The organism is Nocardioides sp. (assembly GCF_050246775.1).
Classification (GTDB): domain Bacteria; phylum Actinomycetota; class Actinomycetes; order Propionibacteriales; family Nocardioidaceae; genus Nocardioides.
This window is the reverse complement of the sequence record NZ_JBFWVK010000003.1, coordinates 110,687-131,771: the sequence shown is the minus strand read 5'-3', so window position 1 is coordinate 131,771 and position 21,085 is coordinate 110,687. Positions and strand designations below refer to the sequence as shown.

At 66.4% G+C, this 21,085-nt stretch carries 22 protein-coding genes and 4 tRNA genes; 13 read left to right on the top strand and 13 right to left on the bottom strand.

Annotation, left to right across the window (positions count from 1 at the left end; genetic code table 11):
* The first annotated feature begins 66 nt into the window (after window positions 1-66).
* A complete protein-coding gene (locus AB7I40_RS15650) occupies window positions 67-3,237 on the top strand; it encodes a DUF3427 domain-containing protein (RefSeq protein WP_428345767.1) in 3,171 nt (1,056 codons plus the stop codon).
* A 226-nt stretch (window positions 3,238-3,463) separates the two neighbouring features.
* Window positions 3,464-3,961: a hypothetical protein gene (locus AB7I40_RS15645; protein ID WP_428345768.1), complete on the top strand. Its 498-nt coding sequence runs from the start codon at window positions 3,464-3,466 to the stop codon at window positions 3,959-3,961.
* Window positions 3,962-3,963: 2 nt separating this feature from the next.
* On the opposite strand, the gene AB7I40_RS15640 is transcribed toward AB7I40_RS15645, so the two are convergent.
* Window positions 3,964-4,377 (bottom strand): helix-turn-helix domain-containing protein, encoded by a 414-nt coding sequence (locus AB7I40_RS15640; RefSeq protein WP_428348106.1) that lies wholly within the window; start codon window positions 4,375-4,377, stop codon window positions 3,964-3,966.
* Between the two features lie 147 nt (window positions 4,378-4,524).
* Between AB7I40_RS15640 and AB7I40_RS15635 the strand changes: the two genes are divergently transcribed.
* The gene (locus AB7I40_RS15635) at window positions 4,525-4,827 is read left to right on the top strand and encodes an immunity protein Imm33 domain-containing protein (RefSeq protein ID WP_428345770.1); all 303 of its coding nucleotides are present in this window, start codon (window positions 4,525-4,527) and stop codon (window positions 4,825-4,827) included.
* Here the strand turns inward: AB7I40_RS15635 and AB7I40_RS15630 are convergent.
* The 3 genes from AB7I40_RS15630 to AB7I40_RS15620 all read right to left on the bottom strand — a co-directional run bounded on the left by AB7I40_RS15630 (window position 4,806) and on the right by AB7I40_RS15620 (window position 5,073).
* Window positions 4,806-4,880: transfer RNA gene (locus tag AB7I40_RS15630), tRNA-Val, on the bottom strand. The two genes, AB7I40_RS15635 and AB7I40_RS15630, sit on opposite strands and share 22 nt — an antisense overlap.
* A gap of 28 nt (window positions 4,881-4,908) precedes the next feature.
* Window positions 4,909-4,979: transfer RNA gene (locus AB7I40_RS15625), tRNA-Cys, on the bottom strand.
* A 21-nt stretch (window positions 4,980-5,000) separates the two neighbouring features.
* A tRNA-Gly gene (locus AB7I40_RS15620) sits at window positions 5,001-5,073 on the bottom strand.
* Between the two features lie 103 nt (window positions 5,074-5,176).
* On the opposite strand from AB7I40_RS15620, the gene AB7I40_RS15615 reads away from it, so the two are divergent.
* Entirely contained in the window at window positions 5,177-5,998 is an 822-nt protein-coding gene (locus AB7I40_RS15615; RefSeq protein WP_428345771.1) for an aminotransferase class IV, read from the top strand.
* 33 nt (window positions 5,999-6,031) lie between these two features.
* Here the strand turns inward: AB7I40_RS15615 and AB7I40_RS15610 are convergent, their stop codons facing one another.
* The gene (locus AB7I40_RS15610; RefSeq protein ID WP_428345772.1) at window positions 6,032-6,475 is read right to left on the bottom strand and encodes an SsgA family sporulation/cell division regulator; all 444 of its coding nucleotides are present in this window, start codon (window positions 6,473-6,475) and stop codon (window positions 6,032-6,034) included.
* Between the two features lie 234 nt (window positions 6,476-6,709).
* Here AB7I40_RS15610 and AB7I40_RS15605 point away from each other — a divergent pair.
* Both AB7I40_RS15605 and AB7I40_RS15600 read left to right on the top strand, forming a co-directional pair.
* A tRNA-Val gene (locus AB7I40_RS15605) sits at window positions 6,710-6,781 on the top strand.
* Window positions 6,782-6,899: 118 nt separating this feature from the next.
* Window positions 6,900-7,841, top strand: a complete 942-nt coding sequence (locus AB7I40_RS15600; protein WP_428345773.1) for a hypothetical protein — start codon at window positions 6,900-6,902, stop codon at window positions 7,839-7,841.
* Window positions 7,842-7,878: 37 nt separating this feature from the next.
* Here AB7I40_RS15600 and AB7I40_RS15595 read toward each other — a convergent pair whose 3' ends face one another.
* Window positions 7,879-8,610 carry a DinB family protein gene (locus AB7I40_RS15595; RefSeq protein ID WP_428345774.1) on the bottom strand — a complete coding sequence of 244 codons (732 nt, stop codon included), beginning with the start codon at window positions 8,608-8,610 and terminating at the stop codon, window positions 7,879-7,881.
* Between the two features lie 165 nt (window positions 8,611-8,775).
* Between AB7I40_RS15595 and trxA the strand changes: the two genes are divergently transcribed.
* A complete protein-coding gene (gene trxA / locus AB7I40_RS15590) occupies window positions 8,776-9,135 on the top strand; it encodes a thioredoxin (RefSeq protein ID WP_428345775.1) in 360 nt (119 codons plus the stop codon).
* A 7-nt stretch (window positions 9,136-9,142) separates the two neighbouring features.
* Here the strand turns inward: trxA and AB7I40_RS15585 are convergent, their stop codons facing one another.
* Window positions 9,143-9,814 carry a response regulator transcription factor gene (locus tag AB7I40_RS15585; protein WP_428345776.1) on the bottom strand — a complete coding sequence of 224 codons (672 nt, stop codon included), beginning with the start codon at window positions 9,812-9,814 and terminating at the stop codon, window positions 9,143-9,145.
* A gap of 253 nt (window positions 9,815-10,067) precedes the next feature.
* Here AB7I40_RS15585 and AB7I40_RS15580 point away from each other — a divergent pair, with 253 nt between their 5' ends.
* Entirely contained in the window at window positions 10,068-10,805 is a 738-nt protein-coding gene (locus tag AB7I40_RS15580) for an Ltp family lipoprotein (protein ID WP_428345777.1), read from the top strand.
* Window positions 10,806-10,817: 12 nt separating this feature from the next.
* On the opposite strand, the gene AB7I40_RS15575 is transcribed toward AB7I40_RS15580, so the two are convergent.
* From AB7I40_RS15575 to AB7I40_RS15565, 3 genes are all read right to left on the bottom strand, one after another.
* Window positions 10,818-11,141 carry a hypothetical protein gene (locus tag AB7I40_RS15575; protein WP_428345778.1) on the bottom strand — a complete coding sequence of 108 codons (324 nt, stop codon included), beginning with the start codon at window positions 11,139-11,141 and terminating at the stop codon, window positions 10,818-10,820.
* A 336-nt stretch (window positions 11,142-11,477) separates the two neighbouring features.
* Window positions 11,478-11,681, bottom strand: coding sequence for a hypothetical protein (locus AB7I40_RS15570; RefSeq protein WP_428345779.1), 204 nt, complete (start codon window positions 11,679-11,681; stop codon window positions 11,478-11,480).
* A gap of 360 nt (window positions 11,682-12,041) precedes the next feature.
* Window positions 12,042-13,217, bottom strand: a complete 1,176-nt coding sequence (locus AB7I40_RS15565; protein WP_428345780.1) for a cation:proton antiporter — start codon at window positions 13,215-13,217, stop codon at window positions 12,042-12,044.
* A 202-nt stretch (window positions 13,218-13,419) separates the two neighbouring features.
* Here AB7I40_RS15565 and AB7I40_RS15560 point away from each other — a divergent pair, with 202 nt between their 5' ends.
* Window positions 13,420-14,115: an NADPH-dependent F420 reductase gene (locus tag AB7I40_RS15560; protein ID WP_428345781.1), complete on the top strand. Its 696-nt coding sequence runs from the start codon at window positions 13,420-13,422 to the stop codon at window positions 14,113-14,115.
* Window positions 14,116-14,158: 43 nt separating this feature from the next.
* Here AB7I40_RS15560 and AB7I40_RS15555 read toward each other — a convergent pair whose 3' ends face one another.
* Window positions 14,159-15,088, bottom strand: a complete 930-nt coding sequence (locus tag AB7I40_RS15555) for a hypothetical protein (protein ID WP_428345782.1) — start codon at window positions 15,086-15,088, stop codon at window positions 14,159-14,161.
* A 294-nt stretch (window positions 15,089-15,382) separates the two neighbouring features.
* Between AB7I40_RS15555 and thrS the strand changes: the two genes are divergently transcribed.
* Both thrS and AB7I40_RS15545 read left to right on the top strand, forming a co-directional pair.
* Window positions 15,383-17,392: a threonine--tRNA ligase gene (gene thrS / locus AB7I40_RS15550; RefSeq protein ID WP_428345783.1), complete on the top strand. Its 2,010-nt coding sequence runs from the start codon at window positions 15,383-15,385 to the stop codon at window positions 17,390-17,392.
* Window positions 17,392-17,928, top strand: coding sequence for an HIT family protein (locus AB7I40_RS15545; RefSeq protein ID WP_428345784.1), 537 nt, complete (start codon window positions 17,392-17,394; stop codon window positions 17,926-17,928). Before thrS ends, AB7I40_RS15545 begins: the two co-directional genes overlap by 1 nt.
* 138 nt (window positions 17,929-18,066) lie before the next feature.
* Here the strand turns inward: AB7I40_RS15545 and AB7I40_RS15540 are convergent, their stop codons facing one another.
* Together AB7I40_RS15540 and AB7I40_RS15535 are read right to left on the bottom strand one after the other, a co-directional pair.
* The gene (locus AB7I40_RS15540) at window positions 18,067-19,209 is read right to left on the bottom strand and encodes a N(5)-(carboxyethyl)ornithine synthase (protein WP_428345785.1); all 1,143 of its coding nucleotides are present in this window, start codon (window positions 19,207-19,209) and stop codon (window positions 18,067-18,069) included.
* Window positions 19,206-19,343: a hypothetical protein gene (locus tag AB7I40_RS15535; RefSeq protein ID WP_428345786.1), complete on the bottom strand. Its 138-nt coding sequence runs from the start codon at window positions 19,341-19,343 to the stop codon at window positions 19,206-19,208. Before AB7I40_RS15535 ends, AB7I40_RS15540 begins: the two co-directional genes overlap by 4 nt.
* Window positions 19,344-19,512: 169 nt before the next feature.
* Between AB7I40_RS15535 and pgsA the strand changes: the two genes are divergently transcribed.
* Window positions 19,513-20,151, top strand: a complete 639-nt coding sequence (gene pgsA, locus AB7I40_RS15530) for a phosphatidylinositol phosphate synthase (protein ID WP_428345787.1) — start codon at window positions 19,513-19,515, stop codon at window positions 20,149-20,151.
* 24 nt (window positions 20,152-20,175) lie between these two features.
* Complete coding sequence (gene pdxS, locus AB7I40_RS15525; RefSeq protein WP_428345788.1) at window positions 20,176-21,066, top strand: pyridoxal 5'-phosphate synthase lyase subunit PdxS; 891 nt, start codon at window positions 20,176-20,178, stop codon at window positions 21,064-21,066.
* Window positions 21,067-21,085: the final 19 nt, after the last annotated feature.

The following is a 21,085-nucleotide window of genomic DNA, read 5'->3' as shown; positions in this document are numbered from 1 at the left end:
GCACGTCGAAGCCTTCTAAGCTCAGCGCGACTCATGCAGGCACAGCGCTAGATCTCGGAGGGGCAGATGGTTTACGACCCGCTTCAGCCCGGCCTGCGCGATGAGCTTGTGACGAGCGAACTCGCAGACATCCTCACAACGCTCAGTCCTGATCACGTGATCGACGACCCGCTGAAGGCGAGCGAGGCCGTCGAGCGGTTGGGCAAACATCTCCTGCGGGTCGCGCGCAGGCTGCGTAACCCGAACGATGCGGCCGCGGTAGTGGCCGCTTCAGGAGTCGTGAACTCCGCGATCGAGGCGTTGGGCGCCGACTTCATCGGCGACCAAGTCGCCCTTCCCCCGCGGCTCCTCAGAGGGGTGCGGAAGATCGGTGGTCTGGCTGATGGAAGCCTGCCGGCGCACCCGACCATTCCACTCACGTCGAGCGAGTTGCTCGTCAACGGTGCCGGCGAGCCGGCCTTCGGCAAGGTCTTGAAGGAGGAGATCCGCTGCGCGGAAGAAGTCGACCTGATCTGCGCGTTCGTCGGATATACGGGCTTTCAGCCCCTCAAGGAGGAGTTCCGCGAGTTGCTTGACCGCGGCGGCCGACTTCGCGTCATCACCTCGACGTACCTCGGCTCGACGAGCGCGAAGGCACTCGATGAGCTCGTTGAGATTGGGGCGGACGTTCGAGTGAACTACCAGGGCCAGACGACGAAGCTCCATGCAAAGGCATGGTTGTTCCGCCGACCCGGCGAACTGGACACGGCATGTGTTGGCTCGTCCAACCTGTCTGATGCGGCGCTCTACTCCGGCCTCGAGTGGAACGTCCGTCTCGCCCGCACTGATGCACCCGCCGTGTTCGGGCGGATTCAGCAGACTTTCGACAGCTATTGGCACACCCCGGTCTACGAGACGTACACAACGAGAGACCGGGCACGGCTGGACGCCGCACTGCTCGCAGCCAAGGGGTATGCGGACCAAGCACACAGCAAGACGTCCCAGCGGACGATCGACCAACTGAATCGGCAGCTCGCGGATGCGTACGCCGAGCTCTCCCTGCAGCCGAAACCCCACCAACGTCTGGTGCTGGACACCCTGAACCTGCGTCGCGAGTCGTTCGACGAACATCGGCACCTCGTCGTGGCTGCGACGGGCACCGGCAAGACGGTCATTGCGGCCCTGGACTACGCCCGACTCTGTGTCCCCGGAAAGCCACGACCGCGGCTCCTCTTCGTTGCCCATCGCGAGCAGATCCTCGAGCAGGCCCGCACCACGTTCCGCAAGGCACTCAAGGACCCAAGCTTTGGCGAACTGCTCTCAGGTGGCATGGCCCCGAGCTCAGATCGCTATGTCTTCGCGATGGTGCAGACCCTGCACCGGCGTCTCGCTGCTGTGCCCCCGGATGACTACGACGTCATCTACATCGACGAAGCCCATCACGGCTCCGCCAGCTCGTGGCGCGAGGTGATCGAACACTTCTCGCCGCTCGAGATCGTGGGACTGACCGCCACACCCGAGCGGGCCGACGGGACCAGCATCGTGGGGCTCTTCGGTGGGCAGTACTCCACCGAACTGCGGCTGTGGGAGGCGGTCGAGGACCAGTTGCTCGCCCCGTTCGACTACGTCGGAGTCGACGACGGCACGGACCTGCGGCAGCTGAGTTGGCGACAGGGTGATTACGCAGTCGGCGAGCTCGAGGCGGTCTACACCGGGGACCATCAGCGCGTGAAGCTCATCGTGCAAGCGATCGAGCGATGGGTCGACGTTCCAGCAGCCATGCGGGCACTGGGGTTCTGCGTGTCTATCAGTCATGCCAAGTTCATGACGCACCAATTCGTACGACTCGGAATGCGCGCCGACTACCTCGACGGGACGCACGACCAGGCACATCGCGACGAGGTGCTGGCAAACCTGCGAACTGGTCAGCTCCAGGTTGTCTTCAGCGTGGACGTGCTCGGGGAGGGCATCGACGTGCCCGACGTTGACACCTTGCTCTTGCTGCGACCCACACAGAGTCCGGTGTTGTTTGCCCAGCAACTCGGGCGGGGGCTTCGCCAGGCCCCGGGAAAATCGAGCTGTCTGGTCCTCGACTTCATCGGTCAGCACCGAGCCGAATACCGCTACGAGGCGCGGTTCCAGGCGCTCATCAACCCGGCTCGCGGAAGCCTGCGTGAACAGGCAGAGAACGAGTTCCCCTTTCTCCCGGCAGGTTGTGCGATCAACCTCGAACGCGTTGCGCGCGAGCGCGTCCTGGCGCGTTTGAAGGCGCTGGCCCCGAAGGCTGGGCTTGTTGGTCTCAAGAAGGATCTGGTGGCCACGGGTGCTAGGTCATTGGAGTCTTTTCTCAGCCTCACCGAGCGAAGCGTTGAGCAGTTCTATGCGGCTGACGGACGCAAGGCATCGTGGACCAGACTTCGACGTGCCGTTGGCTTCGCGGACGGGATGACCGAGCCGTCCGACCCCGCGTTGAGGGAAGAGGAGGGGGATCTACTCAGACGCGTTGGCTTCGCCCAACACGTGACAGATGCACTGCGGGTGAACACGTGGTCCGCATGGCTTGCGGGTGACCAGGCTCCCCATGCTGCAGAGCTTTCGACGACACAAACCAGGCTGGCGATGCAGCTCATGCATCTACTTGGGATGAGACCTGCGACTGTGCACCGAGGCTTCGAGCAACTGTGGCGACACCCTACGGTTCGGGCGGAGGTCGTGGAGTTGCTTCGGCTGGTCCATGCACAGCGCGATGCCTCAGTGGTTCCTCTTCTGGGACTTGAGGACGTGCCACTGATGGCGCACGCGCGATATACCCGCACTGAGGTGTTCGCAGCGATGGGCGTCAGTGCAATCGAGAAACCGAAGGAGCATCGAGAGGGCGTCTACTTTGTGCCTGACAGCCGGACCCAGCTCATGTTCGTCACCCTGAACAAGGATGAGGCGAAGTTCGCCTCGAACATCCAATACAAGGACCACGCGATCTCAGCCGACTTGTTTCATTGGGAGTCCCCGAACAACTGGCGGCAGCACACCAGTGCGATGCTCCGTTGCGTCGGACGCGGCTCCCAGTCCTCCCGACACCGGTTGCTCTTTGTTCGGGAGAAGAGCAACGGTGGCATCGAGGGAACCTTCCGGTGCTTCGGCCAGGTGGATCTTTATGGCGAACTCGAAGGTGATCGTCCTGTTGGTCTCACCTGGAAGTTGCGCCAGCGGCTCCCTGAGCTGATCTTCGAGACGACGAGTCTGCTAGCCACCGGATAGTCGATTTGTAACAGTCGAGGATGGCGGCCGCGCTGTCCGACGATGAGTTCATTTTGGCGCGAGCCAACAGTTGCAGAGTCCCGCCTCATCGCGTTCAATGCGTGGCTTGCGTGCAGCCCTGCCATGTCCACGTCGCCTCGATTGACGGCTGGACCGGTCTGCGTCTATCGAAGACGACGGGCGAGCTGCTGACGAGTTGTCGGCGGTCCCTCCGAAGATGTTGCTGATGAGTCCCGACCCACGTGATCGCCGCAAGCGCAAGAAGCCGCAGTCGAAGCCTCCGACCGTGCGCACCGGTCCTTCGCCTGACGACTCGCACCAGGTCGTGTTCTTCAGGCGACACCGATCCGATGACGCCGCCGAACCTGAGCTCGGACGCGCCGCTCTCAACTCATATCCGACCAAGGTGCGTGCGACGATGCGAGCGGCGCTGGTCGCGGTGGCGTCGGCGCCCCCCAAGCGTTTCGCCGGCGGCGGCTACTGGGAGGCGATGAAGGGCGACATGACTGGCTGGTTCGAGCTTCGCGTCGACGGGCCAGGTCGCCACCACTACCGATTGTTCTGTCTGCTCGACTACGACGCGAAGGGCGTCGATAAGCCGCTGTTGGTCGTGGTCGATGGTCGGGATAAGCCTTTCAGGACCACGCTGTCGGCTGCGGACTACGCCGCCGTGCGCCGCCTGGGTGATGAATACCGAAGCCGGAATCCACGCTCACTGGCATGACGTCAGGCAGGAACCTTCGCCTTCGGCTTGCGCAGCTGATCGAGGTGATGGGCGAGCTTCCTCGGGTCCGCAGTCCTGCCTTGAAGGAGCGGCTCCGTGATCTGGTCGCGCTCCGCCTTGGAGATCGGCTCGACCGTGATGCGGAGGCCAAGAGCGGCAGCGACCTCGGCGAGTGTTCCGAGCGTCGGGTTGGGGTTGTCGGACGACAGCAGTCGACGGATCGTCGCGGGCTCCTTCTGGATCGCTCGAGCGAGCTCGGCTTTCGAGAGGCCGGCGGCCGCGCGGGCATCGTCAATGGCGTTCACAACCTGGTCGATGGTGGCGATCCGCATCGACTCCACGACGTACTCACGCAGGAACTGGGGATCCTGCAGGTCTCGGGCCAAGTCATCCCAGAATGCGCTCTGCTTGCTCACCATCTTCATTCCTCCTGTTCGACGCCGAGCGTAGCATAAATGCTACGTTCACCCCAGAGTCATCCTTCGCTGTCGGGAGTTGGAACAGCCAACGGTGGGAGTCAGGACGAGGCCTCAAAAGGGGCGTGATGTCAGAAGATCGTGGCCATGGCCATGGCCATGGCCATGGCCATGGCCATGGCCGTTGGCGTCGAGGCTCCAATGCTGGCCGACGGGGAGTGGTCCGACGCCGACGACATCTTCAAGCCGTTGCACACAGCACAGCCGGTCGAACGGTGCCCAGAGATCCCGAAGTTTCTCGACCTACCGTCTGACTCGCGATTCCTCATTGCACCGGGCTACGAAGACATCTGGACCGACGAGTCACTGCTCGATGTCTGGGTATGGAAAGAGGCCCTCGAAAGGGCCTCTCACCTGCAGGAACGTTCTGGTGGGCGATACTGGGTTTGAACCAGTGACCTCTTCCGTGTCAGGGAAGCGCGCTACCACTGCGCCAATCGCCCGTGCCGTCTTGAGTATCCAAGACGATCGAGGTGGAGACGGGATTTGAACCCGTGTAGACGGATTTGCAGTCCGTTGCCTCGCCTCTCGGCCACTCCACCGTGGAGGTTGAGACCTCTCCGAGCGGACAACGAGACTCGAACTCGCGACCTCAACCTTGGCAAGGTTGCGCTCTACCAACTGAGCTATGTCCGCCTGCAACCAGACCCGGGGGTCAGGTGCGTGAGAAGATTAGCCCACGCCTTGACCCATGCAAAATCCGGGTGGCGGCAGCGTGTCCGGCGTCTACGCTGACGATATGCGCGCATGGATCAACGGTCAGACCCTCGCCGACGCGTCCCAGCCTGCGATCGGCGTCACCGATCACGGGTTCACGGTGGGTGATGGGGTGTTCGAGGCTGTGAAGGTCGTCGACAACGTCCCCTTCGCCCTCACGCGCCACCTGGCGCGCCTGCAGACGTCCGCAAGCGCCCTGGGGCTCCCTGAGGTCGACCTGGGGGAGGTGCGGCGGGGGATCGAGGCCACGATGGCCGGCCAGGACCTCCCGATGGGGCGGATCCGGATCACGGTCACCGGCGGCATCGCCCCGCTCGGCAGCGGTCGCGGCGACGATCCCTGCACGGTCGCCGTGGTCACGGCCCCGGCGAAGCCGTACCCGGCCACCACCAAGCTCGCGACCTTCCCCTACCCCCGCAACGAGCGCGGGGTGCTGGCCGGCGTCAAGACCACGTCGTACGCCGAGAACGTGGTCGCGTTGGCGCACGCCGCCGAGGTCGGCGCCACCGAGGCACTATTCGTCAACACCGCGGGCAACCTGTGCGAGGGCACGGGCTCCAACATCTTCTACGTCGTCGACGGGGAGCTGCGCACGCCCACGCTGGCCAGCGGCTGTCTGGCCGGGGTGACGAGGGCGCTGATCATCGAGTGGTGCGACGTACGCGAGGTCGATGAGCCGGCCGGCGTACTCGCTGAGGCCGACGAGATCTTCCTCGCCTCGACCATCCGCGACGTCCAGGGAGTGCACCAGCTCGACGACCGGGTGCTGCCTGCCCCAGGTCCCGTCACCGCCGCGGCGATGGCCACGTGGGCCACCAGGGAAGCAGAAAGCCCCGATCCGTAACCAAGATCGGGGCCTTCGGGGTGGAGCGAGAAGTCAGATGAGTTCCGAGTTGAGGAGCTGGTCGATGATGCCGTCCATGTCGCAGTGCTCGGACTCGAGGCCGGCGGGCACCATGGCCAGCGAGCGGCTCACGAAGCGGTAGACGTCCTGCGTCCGCGCCTGGGCGACGAGCTCGCCGTCGGGGGAGCAGAGCTCGATGATGACGGTGGCGCGGCCGTTGGCGTCCAGGCACGGCCAGATGTGGACGTCGCCCTCGCCGGCCGGGTCGGTCAGCCCACGCGAGAGGAGCTCGCGGCCGAAGGTCCAGACGACGTCGCCGCCGCCGGTGAAGAACGTGGCCGTCACCGCGTAGGGGTCGGCCGGGTCGTAGCCCAGCGCCGCGTCGAGCGTCGTCACAGAACCCACAGCGTCAACCACCTCGATGGTGATGTCCTGCGTGACAACTTCGGAGAAGAAGTGGCGGTGCTGATCGTTCATCGGAGTCTGCCTCTCGGGCTTGTTTCGGTGCTTGGTTACGACTGAGAGACGGCCCCTCCCTAGGGTCATGACGTGATCTTCATAGAAATTTTTACGAATTCCCTAGGGCGTGGCGCGTAAGCATTGACGCAGACGTGTCGTCCATGCCTGCTACGGGCCGGTAGGGACACCCGAAATGTGAGTCGGGAGCGGTCATGCGCTAAGGTTTCGCACCGCAGCACAGAGCAACCACCGGGGCGATTGGCGCAGTGGTAGCGCGCTTCGTTCACACCGAAGAGGTCACTGGTTCGAACCCAGTATCGCCCACCCCGCTGACCTGCAGAATCACCGCAGGAGTGATCTGGATCCCCACCGTTGAGTCGCGGCTACTCTTGGAAGCCACGCGACAAGCCACGGGGGTAGCCAGGATGATGAAGCGACGCCCATGAAGTGGGCCATTGCGGCATCCTCGGCCGCGGTCGTCGGCGTGGTCGCAGTCAGCGCCTTCGGTGTGCCCGGCTTGCTCGGCGGCGCCGAGCCCATCGGCCCCGCCGGCGTACCCTCTGCCAGTTCCGAGGGGACCCAGGACTACGCCGACAGCGTGTTCGAGGCGTTCGACGGCACGATGGACCAGCGCGACGCATCAGGAATGCTCCAGGCGTGGGCGCTCAACGGTGCGATGGACGAGTGCATCAGTGCGGGCGGCTTCCCTGAATGGGACTTCTCCGCGGCGCGCAACCGAGCGCCGGCTACGACCGCGCTCGTGACGAGTGTGTTCTTCGCCCGCCCCATGTCGCATCAGTACAGCCACGTACTCATCGACATTGTGGATCAACGACTCGCGATGGAGGGGACAGGGGGAAGGGTCATGTCCAGAAGCGAGCGCGATGTCATGCATGCCTGCTCGGACTCGACGACCCCGGCTTCGGACGAGACCGCGGTCAAGGACGCGACACCGCCCGGGGTGTCTGAACTTCGCGAGAAGTGGTGGGCCATGTTGGCGCGACTGGATCAGCGTTTTGGAGACGCTGACAGTTACGACGACTGCGTGCGGGAACAGTTGGTGGGCACATTCCCGGAGGCCGAAGCCCAGGACTTCTCCTGGCAGATATCGCTGCAGCGGGCCGCGCCTCGCGCGAGCGACACTCCACGTTCAGCTACGGATGACAACCTCACGCACGCGTGGATCGATTACGTGAACCTCGAGGAAGAGTTCGAGTCAGCGGACTGGCGATGCCGAGGTGCGGTCTACAACGAGCACATCGATGACGCCCGAGATGCCGTGGCCGACTTCGCCGACGACCACCGAGACGACATCGAAGCCGCTCAAGCCGGCTGGTCCACGATCGTCCAAGACGCCGAGGACCTCGGAGCCGCCACGGAGTGAGGAGACAGTTGCTCCCGGATGTCTGGCACCTTCGCGCTCAACGCAGGCGAGCAAGATCCCGTCGTACGTAGCGCAGGTGCGCCCACTCCTCCTCCAGGATCACGCGAAGGCAGTCACCGACGGTGGGATGCCAGTCACCGCCGCCCCATGGGTTCTCGCGAACCTCGGCGAGCAGTTCCGCGGTGGTGGTGGCCAGGAAGTCCGTCACCAGCTGCTGTCGCTCGGCCCGCACCGCGAGGATCTCCTCGTAGGCCGGTGCCTCAATGCGGAAGATGGACAGGTCGAAGCCCATCTCGCCGGCACCGGTGAAGATCTGACCGATCTCGTGGAACGGCTGCGGAATCCGCAGGATCCCGCCGCGGAGCCAGGCATCGGTCGCCAGGATGAGATGCCGCAAGGTCTGGGCCAGCGACCACTCGCCCTCGACATGGGCGTCTACCAACGACGGCGGTGTGTCCGCCACTGTCGTCTGCCACGCGGCCTGCACAGCGACCCAACCTTCGCGCAGGCCGTCGGGTGTCTGCGCCTTCTGCAGCTCGCGGCCCGGGAACTGTCGGTTGAGCTCGGCGTCCACGAGTGGGACCACATCGACCCCGTTGACCATCAAGCTGCCGAAGAACAGGTCGTGGCTGTCGATGTCGAGTCCGTCCACATCGACGCTGCGCATCGTCACGCCGCTGACATCGGAGAACCGCAGGGTGGCGCCCTTGAAGCTCGACTTGACGAAGGTCGCGCCCTCGAACTCCTTTGTGTCGGAATAGGTCGTCATCGCTCCATCATCACCTCTGCCGGGGACAGTCGTCAGCCACAGGATCTAGGGCCGTGTCAGGAGGGGGCAGGTCGGGCGGCCCGGAAGCGACTTGTATATACCCCCGGGGGTATATAGGATGGAGGCAAGACCCCAGGGGTCATCCCACAACCCGAAGGAGCAGTCATGACCACCATTGCCCTGGGTGCCGAGAACTTCGAGGCCACCGTCGCGGAGCACGAGATCGTGCTCGTCGACTTCTGGGCCTCCTGGTGCGGCCCCTGCCGCCAGTTCGCGCCCGTCTACGAACGGGCCAGCGAGGCCCACCCCGACATCACGTTCGGCAAGGTCGACACGGAGGCCGAGCCCGCTCTCTCCGCAGCGGCCAAGATCTCCTCGATCCCGACGTTGATGGCCTTCAAGCATGGAGTGCTGGTCTTCTCTCAGGCCGGCGCCCTGCCCGCAGCGAGTCTGGAGCAGCTCATCACCGCCGTCGTCGAGTTCGACGTCGACAAGGCGGTCGCTGCTCAGGAGAAGAGCGCCTGACGTCGTCTCAGGCCTTGGGGGAGGCCTGGGGTCGCTGGTGCAGCGCCGGGTCGATGGTGCGGCTGCTGTCGGTCAGGAAGCCGTTGGCCAGCGCCCAGATGACCGCCTGGGTACGCCGCTCGACACCGATCTTGCGGTAGGCCGAGCGGATGTAGGACTTGACCGAGTTCGTGGTGACGAAGGCGCGCTCGGCGATCTCCCGGTTGCTGAGTCCGCGCGCGATCAGGGCCAGGACCTCGGCCTCGCGAGGTGACAGCCCCACGGACCGGCCCGGCCAGTCACCTGCGCCACCGACGCTCGTCTCGTGGTCCCCGACCAGGATGACGGCCTCCCCGGCCATGATCCGCTCGAGGGCACCCAGGATCACGGGTCCGGTGAGCACCTTGGACAGGTAGCCGGATGCCCCGCCGGCCATCGCCTCGTCGATCAGGTCGGGCTTGAGGTTCCAGCTGTAGATCACCACTTTGGCACCGCTGTGGCGGACGAAGTCGGCCAGGTTGAGGTCCCGACCCTGCACCTGGCCGAACGTGTCGTAGAGCACGATGTCGACGTCGCTGAGGACTGGCAGCGCAGTGCCGGTCTCCACCACGTGGATGCGTTCTTCAGCCAGGAACGAGGCCACCCCGGCGACGACCACGGGGTAGTCGTCGACGATGGCGAGTCGGAGTGGGCGCGTCACAGCAGGTCCATGCCCCGCACAGTAGACCTGCCCGCCCGCCTACAACCCATCACAAGCGAACCGCCCACGGTCTCGGGACCCTGGGCGGTTCTGTCGCCAGCTACGGGGGTTGCCGGCGACTACCCCGGGATTCTTCCCGGCTTTACTTGCGGTGCGCAACAGATTGGCGCTCCGAATTGCCGCCGAACCCCCCCCGAACCCTGACTTTTGCAAAAGCCCGCGGGCATCGGATCGAGGAACTACGGTCCTCGGCATGACTGACACCTCGGGAAATGACAACACGGGCACCCCTCCAGGCTGGTACCCCGACAACCAAGGCAACCTGCGCTGGTGGAACGGCTCGGCCTGGACCGACCAGACCCAACCGCTCAGCGCCACGCCGAACCCTGCTCCACAATCGACTCCACGCGGGAGTGTCGAGACCAAGAAGCCTTGGTACAAGAAGAAGCTCTGGTGGGGCGTCGCCGCCGCCATCGTCATCATCTCCGCGGCCGCAGCCAGTGGAGGCACTGCAGACCCTGCCGACGACAAGCCTTCGGCTGCCAGCGAGTCGAGCGCGCCGTCCGACGAGGCCGCTAACGAGTCCGACGAGTCCGACGAGCCGACGCCCGCGGCCGAGACCGAGACTGAGGCCGAGGAGCCCGAACCAGAGCCGGATCCCGAGCCGGAACCCGAACCGGAGATGACCCTGTCGCAGGAGAACGCCATCGAGTCCGCCGAGTCCTACCTCGACTTCGGTGCTTTCTCGAAGGCGGGTCTCAGCGATCAGCTGTCGTCGAAGTACGGCGAAGGCTTCCCGAAGAAGGATGCCGAGTACGCCGTCAACCACGTCGACGTCAACTGGAAGGACGAGGCTGTCGAGTCCGCCGAGTCCTACCTCGACATGGGCGGTTTCTCGCGTCAGGGCCTCATCGACCAGCTGACCTCGTCGTACGGCGAGCAGTTCACGCAGAAGCAGGCGATCTACGCCGTCAACAAGGTCGGCCTCTGAGCTGAGGGCGACTCAGGCGCCATCCGTGCCCGGGGGCAGGTCCGCCTTCCACCGGCGCTGCGAGCTGGAGAGACCGAAGTTGAGGTCCTCCCGTCTGGGCGCCCGGCCCAGTTCGTCGCTCAGCGAGCGCCACTCCTGACCGGCGAGCAGGGCACCCAAGACCTCGCCGACGATCACCTGTGTGGCGGTGATGGCCTCGGAGGGGGTGGGGAACGCGCGGATGGTGCGGTACGACTCGTGATCGCCGATCATGACGCGGCCGACGAAGCCCCAACTGTCGGAGGCCTCATCGGCTTCCAGCGTGATGTGCAGTGGGGATTCCGGTGGGTGATCCATGGTGACCTCTTATGCGCGGGATGTCCGACCCGCTACAGCAGTGACGCTACCCCGCCGATGTTGGCTAGGCGAGTGGGCAGCCCGAGGAGTCGAGGATCGAGCTGCCCACTCTGCAGCGAATCGCCTGGTGTGATCGAGCTTCTGGACCTTCGACCCCCGACGCGCGCTGTGCCCGAGCGGTACCCGCTTCGAAGCGGGCTAGTAGCGAACCGACCCGGAACTTTCAAAGAATTGCTTGGTAGGCGCAACATTGTTGCCAGAACGGCGTCACCTTCGCTGGTCTGGCCCGTTACGTAGGTGTTCGTCGCGGTGAGGGCCGGGACGGGGGTCCTGCCCTCACTGCGCGACGAGCGGTCGTACGTCGTCGGCCGCAAACGTGTCGATCAGGTTCTGCGCCACGCCGCGCGACCAGGTGACCTGGGCGGACCATCCGCCGGCCGCGTCGCGCGTCCACATCCGCAGCTCGCCGTAGTGCCACTTCCCGTCGACCCGGACCTCGACCTCAGGTCGCTCATGAGGTCGATACACCTTGGGTTGCATGGCCTGATCGTGACAGGTCAGGTGCAAAGAGTGTGGACGGCCGCCCGCCTCCCGCTCACATGTTGGGTTGCCCCCACGGACGGCCGCAGGTCGAATTGTCCGGAGACTGTGACCGGTGTCACAACACCCCAAGGGGTGGTCCTCGCCAGGCGAAAAAGGAACCCATGACACGCGTCACCTTTTGACCGGTCAACCGTTACATAGGGGACACCCGCGTGTGTGGTGGGTGTCGACGCGTCCGGGCGCCGCTGTACCCAACCGCAACTCCGCGGGTCGGTCTGCCTGGGCGACACGGGTGGGGGCCGGGACTGGGGAGTTCCGGCCCTCGCTCCCCGCGCAGCAGTACGCCGCGTGCGCAGCTCAGCCGGGTGCCGGCGACCTCGGCCGGACGTTGCCGAGCTCGACCGCCAGCAGCGGCAGCACCAAGACGGTCAGCATGCCGGCCGCCACCACCAGGGACTGGCCTTCGATGGTCATCGAGCCGGCGGTCACCGCGACCGTCGTGACCGCGACGATGATCGGCAGCCCGGTGGCACTGAACAGTGCCACCCGCACCGGCTCGCGCCCCGGCAGGTCCCGGAAGGCCAGATACACCGGCAGCCCGCGGATCAGCACGATCATCGCGAACAGCACCAGCACGGTGCCCCAACGATCGAGCACCACGCGGTAGTCGATCGCCATCCCCGAGGTCACGAAGAACACCGGCACCAGCAGGCCGAAGGCCATGCCGTCCAGCCGGGCCATGAAGGTCGCGTGATCGGGGGGCAACAGCACGCGCACCGTCGCCCCGGCGATGAAGGCACCCAGGATGATGTCCAGCCCGAACGCCGTACTCAGCGCCAGCATGCCCACCAGCAGCAGCACCACCAGGCGCAGCGGCGCCTGTGCCGTCGTCTCCGCGCCATGGCGGACGATCTCCACCACCTTCTCGGCGCGTGTCCAGTGCCGCACGATAGCGCCGTTGATCAGCGCCGCGAGGACCGCGAACGTCACCAGCGACAGCAGGGCGCCCCAGGCGTTGCCGCCGGTCAGGAGCAGGCTCATCGCCAGGATCGGCCCCAGCTCGCCGATCGCCCCGTTCACCATCACGGCGCGACCCAGCGGCTGGTCCTTCAGGCCGGTGTCGCGCAGGATCGGCAGCAGCGTGCCCAACGCGGTCGAGGTGAGGGCGATCGCAATGGCGGCCCACGCCTCCAATTCGGTGGCCAGGGACAGCAGGGCCATCAGGCCCATCGCCACCGCCAGCGAGACCACCCAGGCCACGCCCGCCCGCGCTCCCGTGCGCGACGCGACCGACGCCGGGTCGATCTCGAGACCGGCCAGCAGGAACAGCAGCCCCAGGCCGAGCTCGGACAGCAGCTCGATCGGCTCGCTCTTGGTGGCCAGCTCGAAGCCGAAGGGGCCGATCATGATCCCCAACGTCAGCAGCAGCACCACCTCAGGGATCCGGGGACCCGGCAGCAACCCCACGATGATGGGGGCCAAGGCGGCCGCGCCCGCGATCCACAGCAGGGAGAGCAGAACCGATTCGTGCATCGCCGTCACCTTCGTCGAGGCCGGATCACCTCGCCGTACCCTAGCGGCGGAAATAGCAGAACCGCCCACGGTCTCGGGTCCGCGGGCGGTTCTGAGGACAATCTTGTCAGGCGCCGGCAAATCCCCCCATAGTCACCTCGCGTCATGTTCGACGCTGGGGTCCCCCGGGATGATTCGGCCGGCCGGTGCTGTTGCCGAAGACATGACCACTATCGGACTCATCGGAGCAGGACACATCGGCAGCACGGTCGCGAGACTGGCCGTGGACGCCGGACACCAGGTCGTCCTCAGCAACAGCAGGGGACCGGAGACGCTGACCGACCTCGTCGCCGAGCTCGGCCCGCAGGCACGCGCAGCCACCGCCGCCGAGGCCGCCGAGGCAGGCGACATCGTCGTCGTGACCGTCCCCCTGAAGGCCTACCAGCAGGTGCCGGTCGAGCCGCTGCGCGGCAAGGTCGTCATCGACACCAACAACTACTACCCGCAGCGTGACGGCCACATCGCCGAGCTCGACGACGAGTCGACCACCGTCAGCGAGCTCCTCCAGGCGCACCTGCCGGAGTCGAAGGTCGTCAAGGCCTTCAACAACATCTACTTCGAGCACCTGCGCAGCCTGGCCCGCCCCAGCGGCAGCCCCGAACGCAGCGTCCTCGCGATCGCCGGCGACGACGAGGTCGCCAAGAAGACGGTCACCGAGCTCTTCGACACCCTCGGCTACGACGCGTACGACGTCGGGCCGCTGTCGGAGGGCTGGCGCTACCAGCGCGACACGGCCGCCTACGCCTCGCTCTACAACGACGGGCCCGCCGACGTGTGGCCGCCCACCGGCGCCCGCCAAGTGGATGCCGCGCTGCTGCGCCAACAGCTCGACCGCGCCCAGCGATACCGGGACATGTAGTCCCGCGCCGGGCGCGGCCGAGGAGGCTGCTCTGTCTCTGCGGCTACTTCGCGCAGATCACGTAGGCGGTGTTGGTCTTGGCGGCCCGGCTGAACGTGGCCGTCCATCCGAGCGGGGAGGAACCCTTGACCAGGGGGAAGCTGGAGACCAGCCGCACCCGGTCGCCGGCCTGACCGCCACCGCTGAGGATGGTGGAGCCCTCGGGGCACATCACGCTGACCGTGCTCTCGCCCGAGCTGTTGGTGACCACGAAGGTGCTGTCGAACCCTGACGGGCCCGCGGGTCCCTGCGGACCCTCAGGCCCCTGGGGGCCCTGCGGTCCCTGGGCTCCGGTGTCGCCCTTCTCGCCCCTGTCGCCCTTGGGTCCAACGGCGCCGTCCTTGCCGTCGGCTCCGTTGAGCCCGTCCTTGCCGTCGAGGCCGTTCGCGCCGTCCTTGCCGTCGGCACCGTTGAGGCCGTCGACCCCGTCCTTGCCGTCCTTGCCGTCGACCCCGTCGAGGCCGTTCAAGCCGTCCTCGCCCTTGGGGCCGTCCGCGCCGTTGAGGCCGTTGAGACCGTCGGCACCGACCTGGCCGTCGACGCCGTTGAGGCCGTCCTTGCCGTCGAGGCCGTTCGCGCCGTCCTTGCCGTCGGCTCCGTTGAGGCCGTCCTTGCCGTCGAGGCCGTTCGCGCCGTCCTTGCCGTCCGCGCCGTTGAGGCCGTCGACCCCGTCCTTGCCGTCGAGGCCGTTCAGGCCAGCGGCGCCCTGCTCACCCGTGACGCGCCAGCGCAGGGCGGTGGAGCCGTGGTGGCAGTGCTGGCCCGGCTGGAGGACGCGTACGGCGCCGCTCGGCTTGACGCACACCCGGATCGTGCTCGACTGCTGGGCAGCGGACGCCTGGGCGCCGGTCACTCCACCCAGGACGACGACGGCGGCGACTGCGCCGACCACCAGTTTGGCTCCGCGACCATTGCTGGACAGGACGTTCTTCATGTCTGTGTTCCCTCCCTGAGGGTGCCCCACGCACCCGGCTCATCAGTCGATGAGCACTTTTTGACGATCCCCGGCGCTGGCCGCGGATCATCCCCACGTTGAAGGTAGACGAGCGATATCGCAGCAAGTGACGCAAATCGCCGCGGATAGCCCCTTCCGGCCACGAACAACTGACCGATTGGTCACTCGACGCCCCGAACCGCCACGTCGGGCTCGGGGAAACCGGCGAGCGGTGTGGGGGAGGTGGCCGATACGATCGGGTCTCCACCCGCCGTACCCCTCAAGGAGTTCACTGTGTCCGAAATCAAGGTCGCCCTCATCCACGCCGGTGCGCGTGAGGAGCGGACCGTGACGACGGGCATGAAGGCCTGGGAGCTCTACGCCGACGACCCGACCGTGATCGCGGCGCGCGTCTCGGCAGCCTCGGGCGCCGAGTCTGCCCTCAAGGATCTCGCCTACGAGCTCCAGGACGGCGACGAGATCGAGCCTGTCGCGATCGACAGCTTGGACGGGCGCGACATCCTGCGCCACTCCACCGCTCACGTCATGGCCCAGGCTGTGCAGGACCTGTTCCCCGACGCCAAGCTCGGCATCGGTCCGCCGATCGACAACGGGTTCTACTACGACTTCGACGTCGCGACCCCGTTCGTGCCCGAGGACCTCGAGAAGATCGAGACCCGGATGCGCAAGATCGTCAAGGAGGGCCAGCGGTTCTCCCGCCGCGTGACCACTGACGACGACGCGCGCGTCGAGCTCAGCGAGGAGCCCTACAAGCTCGAGTTGATCGGCCTCAAGGGCGGTCTCGACCAGCCGGGACAGGCCCCCGAGGGCGCTGGCGCCGAGGTCGGCGCCGGCGAGCTCACCATCTACGACAACCTCAACCGCTCCGGCGAGGTGGCCTGGAAGGACCTCTGCAGGGGCCCGCACCTGCCCACCACCAAGCGGATCCCCGCCTTCAAGCTGATGCGCAGCGCCGCGGCCTACTGGCGCGGCGACGAGAAGAACAAGCAGCTGCAGCGCATCTACGGCACCGCGTGGGAGTCCAAGGAGGCCCTCGAGGAGCACCTGCACCGCATCGAGGAGGCCGAGCGCCGCGACCACCGCAAGCTCGGCCGCGAGCTCGACCTCTACTCCTTCCCTGACGAGCTCGGCTCGGGGCTGGCGGTCTTCCACCCCAAGGGGGGCGTGCTCAAGCGCGAGATGGAGGACTACGTCCGCCGCCGCCACATCGAGGAGGGCTTCCAGTACGTCGGCACCCCCCACATCTCCAAGGAGGGGCTGTTCCACACCTCCGGGCACCTGCCCTACTACGCCGACGGCATGTTCCCGCCCATGGAGATGGAGGGCGCGAACTACTACCTCAAGGCCATGAACTGCCCCATGCACAACCTGATCTTCCGCTCGCGCGGACGGTCCTACCGTGAGCTCCCGCTGCGGCTCTTCGAGTTCGGCTCGGTCTACCGCAACGAGAAGTCCGGTGTCGTGCACGGGCTGACCCGGGTGCGCGGCATGACCCAGGACGACTCGCACTCCTACGTCACCCCCGAGCAGGCGCCCGACGAGATCAAGCACCTGCTCGACTTCGTGCTCAGCCTGCTCAAGGACTTCGGGCTCGACGACTACTACCTCGAGCTGTCGACCCGTGACGACTCCAAGCCCGACAAGTTCGTGGGCTCCGACGAGGACTGGGCGGTGGCGACCGCCGTACTGGAGAAGGTCGGCCTCGAGTCCGGCCTCGAGCTCGTGCCCGACCCCGGCGGCGCTGCCTACTACGGGCCGAAGATCTCGGTGCAGTGCCGCGACGCCATCGGGCGGACCTGGCAGATGTCGACGATCCAATACGACTTCAACCAGCCCCGAGGCTTCGAGCTGGAGTACCAGGCCTCCGACGGCACCCGTCAGCAGCCGGTGATGATCCACTCTGCGAAGTTCGGCTCCATCGAGCGCTTCATCGGCGTGCTCGTGGAGCACTACGCCGGAGCGTTCCCGCCCTGGCTGGCGCCCGTCCAGGTGCAGGCGATCCCGATCGCCGAACGACACAACGACTACCTGTACGCCGTGTCAGCCAAGCTGCGGGCCGCCGGCCTCCGGGTCGAGATCGATGACTCCGGCGACCGGATGCAGAAGAAGATCCGCAACGCGCAGCTGCAGAAGGTGCCGTTCATGATCATCGCCGGCGACAGCGACATGGAGGCAGACGCGGTATCGTTCCGCTACCGCGACGGCCGCCAGGACAACGGCGTACCCATCGACGAGGCCATCGCCCGCGTCGCCGACGCCGTGCAGAGTCGCGTGCAGGTCTGATGAGCGAGGAGCTCAGGCAGGACGGGGTGGGGCAGTCCGACGGTCTCGACCGACTGTGGACCCCCCACCGCCTGGCCTACATCCGTGGCGAGAACAAGCCGTCCGACTCCTCGGAGGAGGAGTGCCCGTTCTGCCGGATCCCGGCGCTGCCTGATGCCGAGTCTCTGGTCGTGCGCCACGGGGAGCTGGCCTACGCCGTCCTCAACCTCTACCCCTATGCGCCCGGGCACCTCATGCTCTGCCCCTACAGGCACCTCGCCGACTACACCGAGACGACCGTCGAAGAGGCCGCCGAGATCGCCGCACTGACCAAGCAGGCGATGACGGTGGTGCGCAGGGTCTCCGGCGCCCAGGGTTTCAACATCGGCATGAACCAAGGTGCGATCGCCGGGGCCGGGATCTCGGCCCACCTGCACCAGCACGTCGTACCCCGCTGGTCCGGTGACCAGAACTTCATGCCGATCATCGGACGCACCAAGACCCTGCCCGAGCTGCTCCAGGAGACGCGCGACCTGTTCGCCGACGCGTGGGACTGAGCCGGGCCCGCGGATTGCTGGGTCGCCGCCCGTGGTTCACCAAGGTATGCAGGTCAACCTCCACTCACCATGGTGAATTGATCATGGGAAGTGGAGGTTCGTCGACATCCCTTGATGAACCTGATGCCCGCCACGACCTCAGAGGACCGGGTGCGGGAACTCCTCTGAGCGTCCCTGGAAGGCCAGGATCGCCGGGTTGACGATGTGCCCTGCGCGGATCTCGATCGCCCGGCTGATGGTCTCGTTGGCGTCCCACGCCTCGCCGCCGGCGAGCACGATGTCGAGGAACGGCAAGGTGGCCTCGCTGTTCTCCCAGGTCGCGGAGTTCCAGAGGTACGACGGGCTGTGGTCGACGGCGTAGTAGTTGACGTGCCCGCCCACCTCGAACATCGGATCGTCGAAGGTCGTCGGGACAGCCCAGCTGAAACCCATGCCCTCGTCGCACGACACGTCCACGATCAGGCTGCCGCGACGGAAGAGCGGCAGATCCTCGGTGGTGAGGTAGGTGAGCGGCTGCGCGGTGTCCTGCAGCGTGCAGTTGACGATGATGTCGTTCTCGGCGAGGTACGGCGCCAGCGGCACCCGACCACGGTCGGTGATGACATGACTGAGATGTGGCGCCTGGGGATCGTGGTCGAACTGGCGGATCAACACCGAGTGGATCGGTGAGCCCACCGCGGCCACACCCCGGTTGGTGAGCACGGCGATGTCGTGCACCCCCAGGGCGCTGAGTGCGGTCACCGCCCCCCGAGCCGTCGCGCCGAAACCGATCACCACGGCGCTCAGACGTCGGCCGTAGTTGCCGGTCATGCCGGTGAGCTGCAGGGACTGCAGCACCGAGCTGTAGCCGGCGAGCTCGTTGTTCTTGTGGAACACGTGCAGGCCCACCGCGCCGTCGACCGTCCAGTGGTTCATCGCCTCGAACGCGATCAGTGTCAGCTCCCGGTCGATCGCGAGCTGGGTCAGCTCAGGATCCTGCACACAGTGCGGCCAGCCCCACAGCACCTGACCGGCGTGCATGGCGGCGATGTCGGAGTGCTGCGGCTTGGGCAGGAGTACGACGTCCGCGCTGGCCAGGATCTCCTCACGGGTCGCGAACCCGGCCACGAACTCGGCGAGGTCGGCATCCGAGCGGCCGAAGCGCTCGGCGTACCCGTGCTCGAGGGTGGTCCGGCGCCGGATGGACTCCTCGATGCGCTCGAAGTGCTCGGGGTGGAACGGGAGGCGGTACTCGTTCTCCTTGGCCGACGTGCCGATGACTCCGAGGCTGAGCGCCGTCACTTCTTCCGCTTGGCGGCCACCGCGTCGGCGAGCGTGTTGCCCTGCTCGGTCTTGCCGCGCTTGTCGGCCCGCTTTTCCTTGAGCGACTTGCCGGATTTCTTGGTCATGCCCTGTCGTGGCGACTTGTCGGCCATCGTGGCTCCCTGGTTGGAAGCCTGACTGGCTCCGTGTGCCCACCGTACGCGCATCCACCCCAGGGGTGGTCAGGGACTGTTGGTGGTCGTCAGGGGTTGCACAGGCTGACAACCGCGAGTTTCCCCAGCCGACCGGGGAAACCGGCAGACCAGATACCCTCAACTCGCGATGATGGAACAATTCAGAGCCTTCTGGACGAAGGTCGTCTCCCCGATAGCCCACCTGCTCATCCGGCTGGGGGTCAGCGCCGACGCGGTCACGATCGTCGGCACCCTTGGCGTCTGCGCGGGAGCACTGGTCTTCTTCCCGCAGGGCAAGCTGCTGATCGGGGTCCTGGTGATCAGCCTGTTCGTCTTCAGCGACATGATCGACGGCTACATGGCGCGCACGACGGGGACGTCCAACAAGTTCGGCGCGTTCCTCGATTCCACCCTCGACCGGGTCGGCGACGCCGCGGTCTTCGGGGGACTGGTGCTCTTCTACGCGGGTCCTGGGGACTCCGACCTCTACATGGTGCTCAGCCTGATCTGCCTGGTCATGGGCAACGTCACCTCCTATGCCCGGGCCCGCGCCGAAGGCCTGGGCATGCAGGCCAAGGTCGGCATCGCCGAGAGGGCCGACCGACTGGTGGCCATCCTGGTGGCGACCGGGCTGAGCGACCTGCTCAACCTGCCGATCCTGCTCGAGATCGTGCTCTGGGCTCTGGCCGCCGCGTCCACCGTCACCGTCATCCAGAGGATCTGGGTGGTCCGTCAGCAGGCGTACGCCGAGACCCCTGAGGCGGGCGAACCCGGTCCCGCCGCCTGATCACCACAGCATTACGCTGGCGTCATGGCTGACAACACGACCGGTACGTCGCGCGTGAAGCGCGGGATGGCCGAGATGCTCAAGGGCGGCGTCATCATGGACGTCGTCACCGCTGACCAGGCGAAGATCGCCGAGGACGCCGGCGCGGTCGCCGTGATGGCCCTCGAGCGGGTGCCTGCTGACATCCGCGCGCAGGGTGGCGTGTCGCGGATGAGCGACCCCGACATGATCGACTCGATCATCGCGAGCGTGAGCATCCCGGTGATGGCCAAGGCGCGCATCGGGCACTTCGCCGAGGCGCAGGTGCTGCAGAGCCTCGGGGTCGACTACATCGACGAGTCCGAGGTCCTGACTCCGGCCGACTACGCCAACCACATCGACAAGTGGAAGTTCACCGTGCCGTTCGTGTGTGGTGCCACCAACCTGGGTGAGGCGCTGCGCCGGATCACCGAGGGCGCGGCGATGATCCGTTCGAAGGGCGAGGCCGGCACCGGTGACGTCTCCAACGCGGTCACCCACATGCGCACGATCCGGGCCGAGCTGAAGCGACTGCACGGCCTGGAGCCCGACGAGCTCTACGTCGCCGCCAAGGAGCTGCAGGCCCCCTACGACCTGGTCAAGGAGGTCGCGGAGGCAGGCAAGCTGCCCGTCGTCCTCTTCACCGCCGGCGGCATCGCCACCCCCGCCGACGCGGCGATGATGATGCAGCTGGGTGCCGAGGGCGTGTTCGTGGGCAGTGGCATCTTCAAGTCCGGCAACCCGGCGCAGCGCGCTGAGGCGATCGTGAAGGCCACGACCTTCTACGACGACCCCGATGTCATCGCGAAGGTGAGCAGGGGGCTGGGCGAGGCGATGGTGGGCATCAACGTCGAGGACATCCCGCAGCCGCACCGGCTCGCCGAGCGCGGTTGGTGACTAGGGGAGGCATAGCCCG

Coding starts and splice junctions, on each gene's coding strand:
- AB7I40_RS15650 (WP_428345767.1), top strand. CDS start 67: ATGGTTTACGACCCGCTTCAGCCCGGCCTGCGCGATGAGCTTGTGACG.
- AB7I40_RS15645 (WP_428345768.1), top strand. CDS start 3,464: ATGAGTCCCGACCCACGTGATCGCCGCAAGCGCAAGAAGCCGCAGTCG.
- AB7I40_RS15635 (WP_428345770.1), top strand. CDS start 4,525: ATGGCCATGGCCATGGCCATGGCCATGGCCATGGCCGTTGGCGTCGAG.
- AB7I40_RS15615 (WP_428345771.1), top strand. CDS start 5,177: ATGCGCGCATGGATCAACGGTCAGACCCTCGCCGACGCGTCCCAGCCT.
- AB7I40_RS15610 (WP_428345772.1), bottom strand. CDS start 6,475: ATGAACGATCAGCACCGCCACTTCTTCTCCGAAGTTGTCACGCAGGAC.
- AB7I40_RS15600 (WP_428345773.1), top strand. CDS start 6,900: ATGAAGTGGGCCATTGCGGCATCCTCGGCCGCGGTCGTCGGCGTGGTC.
- AB7I40_RS15595 (WP_428345774.1), bottom strand. CDS start 8,610: ATGACGACCTATTCCGACACAAAGGAGTTCGAGGGCGCGACCTTCGTC.
- trxA (WP_428345775.1), top strand. CDS start 8,776: ATGACCACCATTGCCCTGGGTGCCGAGAACTTCGAGGCCACCGTCGCG.
- AB7I40_RS15580 (WP_428345777.1), top strand. CDS start 10,068: ATGACTGACACCTCGGGAAATGACAACACGGGCACCCCTCCAGGCTGG.
- AB7I40_RS15575 (WP_428345778.1), bottom strand. CDS start 11,141: ATGGATCACCCACCGGAATCCCCACTGCACATCACGCTGGAAGCCGAT.
- AB7I40_RS15570 (WP_428345779.1), bottom strand. CDS start 11,681: ATGCAACCCAAGGTGTATCGACCTCATGAGCGACCTGAGGTCGAGGTC.
- AB7I40_RS15565 (WP_428345780.1), bottom strand. CDS start 13,217: ATGCACGAATCGGTTCTGCTCTCCCTGCTGTGGATCGCGGGCGCGGCC.
- AB7I40_RS15560 (WP_428345781.1), top strand. CDS start 13,420: ATGACCACTATCGGACTCATCGGAGCAGGACACATCGGCAGCACGGTC.
- AB7I40_RS15555 (WP_428345782.1), bottom strand. CDS start 15,088: ATGAAGAACGTCCTGTCCAGCAATGGTCGCGGAGCCAAACTGGTGGTC.
- AB7I40_RS15545 (WP_428345784.1), top strand. CDS start 17,392: ATGAGCGAGGAGCTCAGGCAGGACGGGGTGGGGCAGTCCGACGGTCTC.
- AB7I40_RS15535 (WP_428345786.1), bottom strand. CDS start 19,343: ATGGCCGACAAGTCGCCACGACAGGGCATGACCAAGAAATCCGGCAAG.
- pgsA (WP_428345787.1), top strand. CDS start 19,513: ATGATGGAACAATTCAGAGCCTTCTGGACGAAGGTCGTCTCCCCGATA.
- pdxS (WP_428345788.1), top strand. CDS start 20,176: ATGGCTGACAACACGACCGGTACGTCGCGCGTGAAGCGCGGGATGGCC.